Origin of the sequence: Aeromonas sp. 603607 (genome assembly GCF_049171595.1) — a bacterium.
GTDB lineage: Bacteria > Pseudomonadota > Gammaproteobacteria > Enterobacterales > Aeromonadaceae > Aeromonas > Aeromonas veronii.
The window spans coordinates 115,309-127,746 of record NZ_JAAKOV010000006.1 but is presented as its reverse complement, the minus strand read 5'-3'; the positions used below and the strand labels follow the sequence as shown (position 1 = coordinate 127,746).

10 protein-coding genes are annotated in these 12,438 nt (G+C 60.1%); 7 read left to right on the top strand and 3 right to left on the bottom strand.

The features are described 5' to 3' along the window. Nucleotides 1–109: 109 nt before the first annotated feature. Both G5315_RS08105 and G5315_RS08100 read right to left on the bottom strand, forming a co-directional pair. The gene (locus G5315_RS08105; RefSeq protein WP_421332864.1) at nt 110–1,792 is read right to left on the bottom strand and encodes an ArnT family glycosyltransferase; all 1,683 of its coding nucleotides are present in this window, start codon (nt 1,790–1,792) and stop codon (nt 110–112) included. After that, entirely contained in the window at nt 1,779–3,146 is a 1,368-nt protein-coding gene (locus tag G5315_RS08100; protein ID WP_421332863.1) for a UDP-glucose dehydrogenase family protein, read from the bottom strand. Before G5315_RS08100 ends, G5315_RS08105 begins: the two co-directional genes overlap by 14 nt. 401 nt (nt 3,147–3,547) lie before the next feature. Between G5315_RS08100 and arnB the strand changes: the two genes are divergently transcribed. The 7 genes from arnB to arnF are packed head-to-tail and all read left to right on the top strand — an operon-like array spanning nt 3,548 to nt 10,974. Beyond that, nucleotides 3,548–4,684, top strand: coding sequence for a UDP-4-amino-4-deoxy-L-arabinose aminotransferase (gene arnB, locus G5315_RS08095; RefSeq protein WP_216952254.1), 1,137 nt, complete (start codon nt 3,548–3,550; stop codon nt 4,682–4,684). Nucleotides 4,685–4,690: 6 nt separating this feature from the next. Further along, the gene (gene arnC / locus G5315_RS08090; RefSeq protein WP_421172616.1) at nt 4,691–5,671 is read left to right on the top strand and encodes an undecaprenyl-phosphate 4-deoxy-4-formamido-L-arabinose transferase; all 981 of its coding nucleotides are present in this window, start codon (nt 4,691–4,693) and stop codon (nt 5,669–5,671) included. Next, nucleotides 5,668–7,659 (top strand): bifunctional UDP-4-amino-4-deoxy-L-arabinose formyltransferase/UDP-glucuronic acid oxidase ArnA, encoded by a 1,992-nt coding sequence (gene arnA, locus G5315_RS08085; protein ID WP_421332862.1) that lies wholly within the window; start codon nt 5,668–5,670, stop codon nt 7,657–7,659. Before arnC ends, arnA begins: the two co-directional genes overlap by 4 nt. Further along, nucleotides 7,652–8,551 (top strand): 4-deoxy-4-formamido-L-arabinose-phosphoundecaprenol deformylase, encoded by a 900-nt coding sequence (gene arnD / locus G5315_RS08080; RefSeq protein WP_216952257.1) that lies wholly within the window; start codon nt 7,652–7,654, stop codon nt 8,549–8,551. Before arnA ends, arnD begins: the two co-directional genes overlap by 8 nt. A 31-nt stretch (nt 8,552–8,582) precedes the next feature. Next, complete coding sequence (arnT, locus tag G5315_RS08075; RefSeq protein ID WP_421332861.1) at nt 8,583–10,226, top strand: lipid IV(A) 4-amino-4-deoxy-L-arabinosyltransferase; 1,644 nt, start codon at nt 8,583–8,585, stop codon at nt 10,224–10,226. Beyond that, on the top strand, nt 10,226–10,570 hold the full coding sequence (locus G5315_RS08070) for an EamA family transporter (RefSeq protein ID WP_216952259.1): 345 nt from the start codon (nt 10,226–10,228) through the stop codon (nt 10,568–10,570). The genes arnT and G5315_RS08070 overlap by 1 nt, the downstream gene beginning before the upstream one ends. Beyond that, a complete protein-coding gene (gene arnF / locus G5315_RS08065) occupies nt 10,567–10,974 on the top strand; it encodes a 4-amino-4-deoxy-L-arabinose-phosphoundecaprenol flippase subunit ArnF (RefSeq protein ID WP_421332860.1) in 408 nt (135 codons plus the stop codon). Before G5315_RS08070 ends, arnF begins: the two co-directional genes overlap by 4 nt. Before the next feature lie 71 nt (nt 10,975–11,045). Here arnF and G5315_RS08060 read toward each other — a convergent pair whose 3' ends face one another. Further along, on the bottom strand, nt 11,046–12,374 hold the full coding sequence (locus tag G5315_RS08060; protein ID WP_421332859.1) for a CoA-disulfide reductase: 1,329 nt from the start codon (nt 12,372–12,374) through the stop codon (nt 11,046–11,048). Nucleotides 12,375–12,438: the final 64 nt, after the last annotated feature.

Below are 12,438 nucleotides of genomic sequence, written 5' to 3'. Positions count from 1 at the left end.
ACCAAGGGTTGCAAACCCGCTGTCAGCCCGACGCTAGGCCGGGAAGAGCGGAACCGTCACCACACGGCCATATTGCCTCATACAGTGCCCCTGAATGGGAATAGATGGCTTAATGGCACTGTAATCCTGTCACCAGAGTCAGTAGTTGCCCCTTGTCCGAGCGCAGAGCGGTCTGGGCCAGCAACTGATAGGGAATCCCCTCCAGCAGCTTGACCCTCTCCCCGGCCGTACCATTGACCAACACGGCATCAAACCGGGCATCACGACAGGCAACCACATCCCTCACTTTCTCCCTGTCCAGATTCATTACCTGCATCTGCTCATAGGCAGAGAGCAGACCAAGCTCCGTCTCCCCCAATTGCCAGCCGGCGATGCGATCCCGCTTCTCGAGCGGTATTCCCTCAAGCAACCGGGCCATCTTTCCCGATACTCCCTTGGCGGCATCGATCAAGGGGTAAACCAGTGTAAAGGTGAGCAGAAACATGATGGCCACCGAGCTGGCAACATGAGTAGCGCCATGCACCTCCTTGCGCCGCAACAACAGCGCCAGCGCAATCACGAAGAGCATACTGGCGGGGATATAACGCCACCCCAGCTTGCTGGCGACCTGTAGCACGTCTGCCGGAACATGACTGGCCACCGGTAGTGAAGGGCCCAGCAGAGGTAGCCCTATGACCACGACACAGAACAGCAGCATGAAACAGAGCCATCCCCGACCATAGCGAGCCGTCCATCCCGGCCAGTTCAGGCTGACCTGACCCAGCATGATGGCAAATACCGGCAACAACGGAAAAAGATAGAGGGTGCGCTTGGTGGATGAGAGGGTTAACAGCAAAAGGGTGCCCACTGCCCAGCACAACAGAAATAACCTCTCACGACTCCAGCGTCGCTGTTTGATGGTTTGCCAACCCCAATAGAAAATGAATGGCAACCAGGGGATGGTATATTCAGACATCCCCCATAAATAATAAAGATATGCCCCTTTCTTGATGTGGCCGAGTTCGGTCGAGGTGCCTGTCAGGCGGCCTACCTGATTCTGCCAGAACCACTCATTCCATAAAGCATCGCCATCGACATGATTAATTAATTCACGAATCCACGCTGCCACTGGCAATATAAAACAGAGCAGCATCAGCAGATGCTGCCAGATAAATCCTGGCAGTTTTTTGTCGATGGCGGCACATCTTGCAGCGAAGAAGAATAGCGGGAACCAGCCAAAAAAAACTGTCAGTGGCCCAATAGGACCTTTTGCCATAAAACAGCCCGCCAACCCTATTCCGGCCAGTATCGCCATCCACCGACGGCTTACAAGGTAATATTCTGAAAATGCCCAAAGGGTAAATATGACAAAGAAGGCAAGCGCACTGTCCGTTCTAATCCAGTGCGTGTTGATGATAAATCCTTCCATGGTGCCCAGTGCGATCACCGACCAGATCGCGGCCGATCTATTGCCAAGCAGGCGATAGGCCAGCAGGCCGGTAAAGAGCAGCATACCCGCCGCCCAGACCACGCCCGCCAACCGCAGGCTATTGGTCACCCCCAGCCAGGATTCAAACCCATCAAGAAACGGCAGAGCGGCCATATAGAAGAGCGGCGGCTTCTCGATAAAGCTGTGCCCGCCAAGGGTCGGTACCACCCAATCGCCATTGCGGTACATCTCGAGTGCAATGGCTGCCTCACGCGGCTCGTCAGGGGTCCAGAGCTGATGGTCAAACTGGCCAGACAGCAGCACCAGCGTAACCAGCAGCAACATCCAGCAGAGCGTGCGCTCCGAAATATCAGCACTCTGCATGGCTCATACCTTCTGTAATGGTCTCCCCACGCCCGATGGCATAGTAGGAAAAGCCCAGCCCCTTCATCTTGAGCGGATCGTAGAGATTGCGACCATCGACGATGAGGGGGTGCGCCAGCATCTTCCTGATCTGGGCAAAATCGGGCGCCTTGAACTCGTTCCACTCGGTACAGATGACCAACGCATCCGCCCCCGCCAGCGCTGCCTCCCTGGTCCCCATCAGCGACAGCTCGGGCTGGCAACCATAGATACGCTGTGCCTCCTTCATCGCCACCGGATCGAAGGCCTGCACCCGGGCCCCCTCCTGCCAGAGCGCCTCCATCAACACCCGGCTCGGCGCTTCGCGCATGTCATCCGTATTGGGCTTGAAGGCGAGTCCCCAGATGGCGATGGTCTTGCCCGCCAGCGACTCGCCTCGCTCGTGAAAGTGGCAGGCCAGGGTGTCGAAGAGCTTGAACTTCTGCCGCTCGTTGACCCGCTCCACCGCACGAATAAGCGGCGTGTCGTAGTCGAGGGCCGCTGCAGTCGCCAGAAATGCCCTCACATCCTTGGGGAAACAGGATCCGCCATAACCACAACCGGGATAGATAAACTGGTAGCCGATGCGCTGGTCGGCACCAATCCCCTGCCGCACCAGTTCGATATCGGCACCGACCCGCTCGGCCAGCCCGGCCATCTCGTTGATAAAGCTGATCTTGGTGGCCAGCATGCAGTTGGCGGCGTATTTGGTCAGCTCGGCACTGCGAACATCCATAAACAGAATGCGGTCGTGATTGCGATTAAATGGCTCATACAACTCGCGCATCACGGCTCTGGAACGCTCCTTGCCGGTGCCGATAACAATGCGATCCGGGCGCTGGCAATCCCTGACGGCCGCCCCCTCTTTCAGAAATTCCGGATTGGAGACCACATCGAATTCAAACTGCTTGCCAAGTTCGGCCTGCTGCTCCCTGACCCAGTAAAACACCTTGTCTGCCGTACCAACCGGCACGGTGGATTTGTTGACGATGATCACCTCATCTGCACGATGCTGGGCAATCGATCTCGCCACCGCCCTGATGGCGCTCAGATCGGCCGAACCATCCTCATCAGGGGGCGTACCGACGGCGATAAATTGCACGTCACCATGGGTAACCGCCATGGGAATATCCGTGGTGAATGTCAGCGAGCCATTTTGCAATGTCTGGTGTAATAACACATCCAGTCCCGGCTCATATATTGGTAATTCGCCATGGGATAATCTATTTATTTTATCTGCATCGAGATCGATACAAACAACCTGGTGCCCTACATCTGCCAATACAATTGCCTGTACCAGTCCGACATAGCCACTGCCAAACACTGTGATATTCATAACGATTTTTCCATAATGCGTAATGATGGAAACTTTACATCCTTTACTCAATTGCACTACGGGCAATTTGTAACAAGCAATGTCAATTCTGAATGACACCCAACCTGTTGATCAATAGCAGATGATTTAGATGGCGACAGTCAAAAAAGTGGCTAAACACCAACCTAAAATAAAGCCAAGCGATTTTTTGTTACGAGATATTTCCATATTAAGCCACGCCATCAAAACGGCAGTAATTGTTACCAAGTGTTGCTGTGCGCTTGAATAAAAACTCGTTATTCAGCTACTTTCAAAATATATCGAGCAATCTCGACACTTTCCCCAGGCATATTTCCAGTGAAAATCAGCAATGCAGATTTTCATCGTCATTTTATTTTTTGCGACATTAAGACCGGAGTCGTATGAAAGACTTTCTGCCATTCTCAAAGCCTGCCATGGGCGAGGCCGAGATCCGTGCCGTCAGCGAGGTGTTGCAATCGGGATGGATCACCACGGGCCCGAAAAATCATGAGCTGGAGCAGCGTTTCTGCGAGACCTTTGGCTGCCAGCATGCGGTCGCGCTTTGCTCCGCGACCGCGGGCATGCATGTCACCCTGATGGCGCTGGGGATTGGCCCGGGTGACGAGGTGATCACGCCCTCCCAGACCTGGGTCTCCACCATCAACATCATCACCCTGCTGGGGGCCACCCCGGTCTTTGTCGATGTGGACAGGGATACTCTGATGGTCAGCGCCGACCAGATAGCGCCGCTCATCACCCCCAACACCCGGGCCATCATCCCGGTCCACTACGCAGGGGCACCGGTCGACCTCGACCCCATCCTCGCCCTGGGTCGCCAGCACGATATTCCAGTCATCGAAGATGCCGCCCATGCAGTCGGCACCCGCTATCGCGCGCGCTGGGTCGGGGAAACCGGCACCGCCATCTTCTCTTTCCACGCCATCAAAAATCTTACCTGTGCCGAGGGAGGAATGCTGGTGACCGATGACCAGGCGCTGGCCGACAAGGCTCGCATGCTGAAATTTCACGGCCTGGGAGTCGATGCCTTCGACCGCATGACGCAGGGACGCAAGCCGCAGGCGGAGGTGATCATGCCGGGCTTCAAATACAACCTGGCCGACATCAACGCCGCCATCGCCCTGGTGCAGCTGGCCCGCCTGCCCGAGCTCAATGCCAAGCGGGTAGAACTGGTGTCTCGCTACCATGAACGTCTGGCCAACCTGCCGCTGGCACCGCTGGCCATCCCCACCTACCCCCATCTGCATGCCTGGCACCTCTTCATGGTGCGGGTCGACCCCGAGCAGTGCGGCCTCGATCGCGATCAGCTGATGCAGGCGCTGCAGGAGCGAGGCATCGGCAGTGGCCTGCATTTTCGCGCCGCCCACACCCAGAAGTACTACCGGGAGCGCTATCCGGATCTTTCGCTACCCAACACAGAGTGGAACTCGTCACGGCTCTGCACCCTGCCCCTCTTCCCCGACATGACGCTCTCCGACGTGGATCGGGTTGTGGCAGCCCTGACCGACATACTGGAGTAACAATACGTGAACCATAACGACATCAAACGGGTCTCAGTCATCATTCCCGTCTACAACGAGGAGGCGAGCCTGCCGGAACTGCTGCAACGGGTGACCGACACCTGCGAGCAGCTGAGCCAGGATTACGAAGTGATCCTGATCGACGACGGCAGCAACGACCGATCCGCCACCATCATCAGCGAAGCCGCCAATCGCGAAGGGAGCAAGCTGGTCGCCGTGCTGCTCAACCGCAACTATGGCCAGCATGCCGCAATCATGGCCGGCTTCGAGACGGCAACAGGGGATCTGGTGATCACCCTGGATGCCGATCTGCAGAACCCGCCGGAAGAGATCCCGCGGCTGGTCGCCACCGCCATGGAAGGGTATGACGTGGTCGGCACCATCCGCCGCAACCGGCAGGATTCATGGTTTCGCAAGACAGCCTCACGCTTTATCAACAAGTCGGTACAGCGGGCCACCGGCGTCCAGATGAGCGACTACGGCTGCATGCTGCGTGCCTATCGCCGCCACATCATCGACGCCATGCTCTGCTGTCAGGAGCGCAGCACCTTCATCCCCATCCTGGCCAACAGCTTTGCCCGCCGCACCACCGAGCTGGAGGTGGGCCACGCCGAGCGGGCCCACGGCGAATCCAAATATGGCCTGATGCACCTTATCAACCTGATGTACGACCTGGTCACCTGCATGACCACGGCCCCGCTGCGCCTGCTCAGCATCGTTGGCAGCCTGGTGGCGGGGATCGGCTTCACCTTCTCGATCCTGCTGCTGCTGCTGCGTCTGTTACTGGGCGCCGACTGGGCAGCAGATGGCGTCTTCACCCTGTTTGCCATTCTCTTCACCTTTGTCGGCGTACAGCTGATCGGGATGGGGCTGCTGGGTGAGTACATAGGCCGCATGTATACCGATGTGCGCGCCCGCCCCCGCTACTTCATTCACCAAATCGTTCGCTCCACACCGGATGCTTCGCAACAGGAAACTCAATCATGAACGTTGTCGTCTTTGCCTATCACGATATCGGCTGCACCGGTATCGAGTCACTGCTTCAGGCCGGTTATCAGATCCAGGCGGTCTTCACCCACGCCGATGATCCGGGCGAGAACCGCTTCTTCGGTTCGGTGGCCCAGCTCTGCGCCGAACATGACCTGCCGGTCTACTCTCCCGAAGACGTGAACCACCCGCTCTGGGTCGAGCGTATCCGCGAACTGGCGCCCGAGGCCATCTTCTCCTTCTACTACCGCAACCTGCTCAAGCAGGAACTCCTCGATATCCCGACCGTCGGGGCCTTCAATCTGCATGGAGCCCTGCTGCCTGCCTATCGTGGCCGGGCGCCCATCAACTGGTGTCTGGTCAACGGCGAGCGCGAAACCGGCATGACCCTGCACCGGATGACAGCCCGTGCCGATGCCGGCGATATCCTTGCCCAGCAGGCAGTAACCATTGCCCACGATGACACCGCACTGACCCTGCATGGCAAGATGCGCCAGGCAGCCCACGCCCTGCTGGAAGGGGAGCTGGTCAAACTCAAGCGCGGTGACGCCACCTTCACCCCGCAGGACGAGAACAAGGCAAGCTACTATGGTCGCCGCACCCCGGCCGATGGCGAGCTGCGCTGGGATAAGCCCGCCAGGGATCTCTATAACCTGGTACGTGCCGTTACCCAGCCCTACCCGGGGGCCTTCAGCTTCGCCGGTGATCGCAAGCTGACGGTCTGGCAGGCAAAGCCGCTGGCGATCCAGAGCGACCAGCAGCCGGGCACCATTATCTCCCACGACCCGCTGCAGGTGGCCTGTGGTGAAGGGGTGCTGGAGATCCTGACAGGCCAGGCCGAAGGAGGGCTCTATGTACGCGGCGCCCAACTTGCCCGCGAGCTGGGGCTGATGGAAGGGATGAAGATCGGCCACAAGGCGAGCAAGGCCATGCGCAAGGCACGGCTGACCCGGGTGTTGATCCTCGGCGTCAACGGCTTTATCGGCAACCACCTCACCGAGCGTCTGCTCAAGGATGGCGGCTACGAGGTCTATGGCCTCGATATTGGCTCCAGCGCAGTGGAACGCTTCATCGGCCACCCCCACTTCCACTTCGTGGAGGGGGACATCAGCATCCACACCGAGTGGATCGAGTACCACATCAAGAAGTGCGACGTGATCCTGCCGCTGGTGGCCATCGCCACCCCCATCGAGTACACCCGCAACCCGCTGCGGGTGTTCGAACTCGACTTTGAAGAGAACCTCAAGATCGTCCGCTACTGCGTCAAGTACCACAAGCGCATCATCTTCCCCTCCACCTCCGAGGTGTACGGGATGTGCGACGACCACAGCTTCGACGAAGATGAATCCCGCCTCATCGTCGGCCCCATCAACAAACAGCGCTGGATCTACTCGGTCTCCAAGCAGCTGCTGGATAGGGTGATCTGGGCCTACGGCAAAAAAGAGGGGCTCAACTTCACACTGTTCCGTCCCTTCAACTGGATGGGCCCACGCCTCGACAGCCTGGACTCTGCCCGCATCGGCAGTTCCCGCGCCATCACCCAACTGATCCTCAATCTGGTGGACGGCACCCCGATCCAGCTGGTGGATGGCGGCGCCCAGAAACGCTGCTTCACCGATATCGAGGATGGCATTGAAGCCCTGTTCCGCATCGTCGAAAACAGTGGCAATCGCTGCAACGGCCAGATCATCAACATCGGCAACCCGGATAACGAGGCGAGCATTCGCGAGATGGCCGAGGTGCTGCTCGCCAAGTTCGAGGCCCACCCGTTGCGCCACCACTTCCCGCCATTTGCCGGCTTCAATCTGGTGGAGAGCAAGTCCTTCTACGGCGACGGCTATCAGGATGTCTCCCACCGCCGCCCGAGCATCCGTAATGCCCGCAAGCTGATCGACTGGGAACCGACCATCGAGATGGAAGAGACCATCGGCAAGACGCTGGACTTCTTCCTGCAGGGGGCGGTCACGACGGGAGTCGAGCATGACTGAAGTGGGTCTGCGGATCGACGTCGATACCTTCAGGGGAACCCGTGACGGGGTTCCCCGCCTGCTGCAACTGCTCGACAAGCATCAGGTGAAGGGGAGTTTCTTCTTCTCGGTCGGTCCGGACAACATGGGGCGCCACCTGTGGCGCCTGCTAAAACCCCGCTTCCTGCTCAAGATGCTGCGTTCCAACGCCGCATCCCTCTATGGGCTCGATATCCTGCTGGCTGGCACCGCCTGGCCCGGCAAGTCCATCGGCAGAGAGCTGGGTTCCCTGATGCGCGACACCGATAAGGCGCACCATGAGGTGGGGCTGCATGCCTGGGATCACCACGGCTGGCAGGCCAATACCGGTCGCTGGGACGAAGCCGAACTGATCCGCCAGACCCGGCTCGGAGTCGATGCCCTGAGCGAGATCCTGGGGCGCGAAGTGGATTGCTCCGCCGCCGCCGGCTGGCGAGCCGATCCCCTCACCACCCAGGCCAAGGAGCAGTTCGGCTTTCGCTACAACAGTGACTGCCGTGGCTGCGGCCTGTTCCGTCCCATTCTGGAGGATGGTCGGCCCGGCACCCCGCAGATCCCGGTCAACCTGCCCACCTTTGACGAGGTGATTGGCAGCCAGGTGACGGCCGAGCGCTTCAACCACTTCCTGCTGGAGCAGCTGACTGCGGCACCGCAACCGGGCCCCCATGTCTACACCATCCACGCCGAGGTGGAGGGGATCGTCATGGCCGAGCAGTTCGATCTCCTGCTCGATGAAGCCAGGTCGCGCGGCATCCACTTCATCCCCCTTGGCAACCTGCTTCCCCCCGACCCAGCCCTCTTGCCGACCAGCCATCTGCTGCGCGGCTCCCTGCCAGGACGCGAAGGGTGGCTCGGTTGCAAGATGACGCCATGAACCCGCTCGCCAGATTGCAACAGAGAATCTCATGAAGATGACCCGATGGGCCCTGCCCCTTTTCTTCCTCGCCTTTTACCTGCTGCCACTCAACCAGCGGATGCTGTGGAGCCCGGACGAAAACCGTTACGCCGAGATCAGCCGGGAGATGATCACCACGGGTGACTGGGTGGTGCCCCACTTCCTTGGCCTGCGCTACTTCGAGAAACCCATCGCCGGTTACTGGTTCAACAGCCTCAGCCAGCTGCTGTTTGGCGAGAGCAACTTTGCGGTCCGCTTCGCCTCGGCCGCAGCCACCGGCCTGAGCGCCCTGCTGATCTTCTGGTTCGCTCTGCAGCTGTGGCAGTGCCGGCGTACAGCGTGGTTCGCCAGCCTGATCTATCTCTCGACCCTGATCGTCTACGGCATCGGCACCTACAGCGTGCTGGATGCCATGGTCACCCTCTGGCTCAATGCCGCCATGGTGAGCTTCTACCTCATCCGGCAAGAAGGGCCGCCCGGTCGCAGAGTGGCAGGCTATCTGCTGTTCGGCCTCGCCTGCGGCATGGGCTTTCTCACCAAAGGCTTTATCGCACTGGCGGTACCCGTGGTAGCCATCATGCCCTACGCCATCTATCAGCGCCGCCTGCGCGAGCTGGTATGTTTCGGGCCGCTGGCCATCCTTAGCGCGGCTCTGCTGGTCGCCCCCTGGGCCATCGCCGTACACCTGCGCGAGCCGGACTACTGGCACTACTTCTTCTGGATTGAGCACATCCATCGCTTCGCCTCGGAAGATGCGCAGCACAAGGCGCCATTCTGGTACTACCTGCCGATGGGGCTGCTCGGCACCCTGCCCTGGCTCGGCCTGCTGCCGGGGGCACTGAAGCAAGGATGGCAAGCGCGCAAGAACAGCCCGGAAACCCTCTATCTGTTGGCCTGGGTGGTGTTGCCGCTGCTCTTCTTCAGCATTGCCAAAGGCAAGCTGCTCACCTATATCCTGCCCTGTTTCGCCCCGCTGGCCATGCTGATGGCCACCAGCGCCGTGGACAAAATCAAGGAAGGTAAAGAGCGGGCCTTCAAACTCAACGCCTGGCTGAACGGCCTGTTCGGCCTCATCGGACTGGTAGTGCTGACCGTGCTGGCTTTATCCCGCGACCAAGCCATCTACGGTGAAGAGGATCACGGGGCACTGTCGGTGGCCATGGCCATCTTTATCGGCTGGTCCCTGCTCGGACTCATCCAGTTGCAGGCGGTCAGTCGCCGCTGGGTCCTGAGCGCGCTCTGCCCCATGATACTGGCCATCGGCCTGCCCTGGGCGCTGCCGCAATCACTGATCGACTCAAAGCTGCCAGAGCGTTTCATCGAGACCAATCAGGCCGTGCTGCAGGGTTCAGAGACTCTGCTGGCCAGCGATCCGGGACTGGCATCCGCTCTCGCCCGGAGCACCCGGCGCGGCGAGATCATGCTGTTCGACGACAAAGGAGAGCTAGCTTACGGCCTGGGCTATCCGGATGCCAAGGGCCGCTATGTTGCCCGTGCAGAGTTCCCGAGATGGTTGGCACAAGCGCGCGAGAAGGGGCAAGTTGCCCTGCTGATGAAGACCGATCACGACGGAGAGACCGGCCCTCTGCCCCCTGCCGACGAGACCCTCGTCAGCCACCGGCTGACCCTGCTCATCTACCATGGAGTACGCTGATGGATATAGTGCTGCTATTACTGGTGTGCCTGCTGACCAGCAGCGGCCAGATGCTGCAAAAGCAGGCCGTTATCTGCTGGCAGCGTAACCCCTGTAACCACCTGCAAAAGCTGCGTTCCCCCTGGCTTGTTGCCAGCGTGGCAGCACTTGGCAGTGGCATGCTGCTCTGGATTTATCTGTTGCAACGACTGCCGCTGAGCATGGCCTACCCCATGCTCAGCATTAATCTAGTGCTGGTGCTGCTCGGCTCACGCCTCTTTTTCCACGAGCCGGTGAGCAGCCACAACTGGCTGGGGGCTGCCACCATCATCGTCGGCGCCCTGCTGCTGGGAGGCCTGCGATGAAGGGCTATCTCTACGTGTTAGGCAGCATAGTGCTGGTGACGGTGGCGCAGCTCTGCATGAAGTGGGGAGCGATCAGCCTCCCTGCATGGCAGGCCGATCCCGCCGTGATGCTGGCTCACCCCCTGCCACTCCTCACCATCGTCATCGGCATCCTCTGCTACGGGCTATCGCTGCTCTGCTGGCTGGCCGCGCTGCACTCCACACCGCTCAATATCGCCTACCCACTGCTCAGCACCAGTTACGGGCTGGTCTATCTGCTGGCGGTGAGCATGCCGGTCTTTGCCGAACCGCTGGTGGCAAGCAAGGCGGCAGGTGTTGCGCTTATCTTCTTCGGCGCCGTGCTGGTCGGCAGCAAACCGGCGACAGGCAAGCCGGAGCGGCAAGCTTCCCCTGCCGATCCCTGAGGCAGTTTTAAGCAAAAAGAAGAGGCGGCCCCCTGTGCTGCCTCTTCTCATTTCCGCATGGTCAGCGCCTGTTACTTCGCGACGTTGCCCGCCACGTTGAGGGCATCCCAGGTGCGGGAGAAGGGCGGCGCGTAGGCAAAGTCCAGCATGCCGAGCTGCTCGGTGGTTACCCCCATGGTGATGGCGACCGCCAGCGCATCGATGCGGTGTACCGCACCCTTGCGACCGAGGATCTGGCCGCCCAGCAGCCGCTTGCTGCCCGCCTCATAGACCAGCTTGACGTGAATGTCGGACTGACCCGGGCAGTAGTTGGTGTGGCACTTGTCCTTGATCACCACGGTGCGATAGTCGGTCCCCATCGCCTTGGCTTCCTGCTCGGAGAGGCCGGTACGGCCCGCCTCCAGCCCCAGCACCTTGAGCGCGGCGGAACCCAGAGTGCCGGGGAACTCCTGCTCGGCACCTGCGAGATTCTCGCCTACCATGCGCCCCAGCTTGTTGGCGATGGTGGCGAGCGGCACATAGACCTGCTGCTGCTTCACGGCGTGCCAGACGCTGGCACAGTCACCGGCCGACCAGACGTTGGCCAGCGAGCTGCGCCCCTGACGGTCAACTTTGATGGCGCCGTTGCCGAGTCGCTCGATGCCGGTATCGGCCAGAAACTCGGTGTTGGGCTTGACCCCGGTGCAGACCACCACGATATCGGCCTCGTACTCACCCTGGCTGGTACGCACGCCGGTCACCCGGCCATCCCCCAGCAGCGCTTCAACCCGCTCACCAAGATGGAGAGAGACTCCCTGCTCGCGCAGTTCGGTTTCGATGTGCTGGGTGATCTCGCCATCAAACGCATCGGGAATAACCCGATCCGCCAGCTCGATGAGACGCACCTCCTTGCCCTGATGAACCAGCGCCTCGACCACTTCCAGCCCGATAAAGCCGGAACCGATCACCACGGCGCGGCGATTGTTCTTGTCCTGTACCGCCGCCTTCAGCGCCAGTCCATCGGCCATCCGGCGCAGACCGAATACCCCCTCCTGCTGCAAACCGGGGATGGGTGGCATCACTTCGCGGGCACCGGTGGCGATCATCAGCCGATCGTAGCGATCGGTGAAGGTGTCGCCGTTGTGCTCGACCGTCAGCGTCTGCGCGACAGCATCCAGACTCAGCACCCGGTGGCCAATCTTGACCTCGATCCCCTTGGCGGCGAACTGCTCCGGGGTGAACTCGGCCATGTAGCCGGGCTCCTGAAACTCGTCGCCGACGAAGTAGGGCAGGCCGCAGGCACCGAAGGAGATCACCTCGGATGCCTCATACACCACGATTTCGGCATCGATGGCCAGTCGACGCGCCTTGGCGGCAGCACTCATACCGGCGGCTTCGCCACCGATGATCAGAATTCTCATTGTTTTTCCTCTCAATGGCGCAGGGAGGGCACGCCCTCCCTGTGGTTGATGGCGGGAAGGTTGC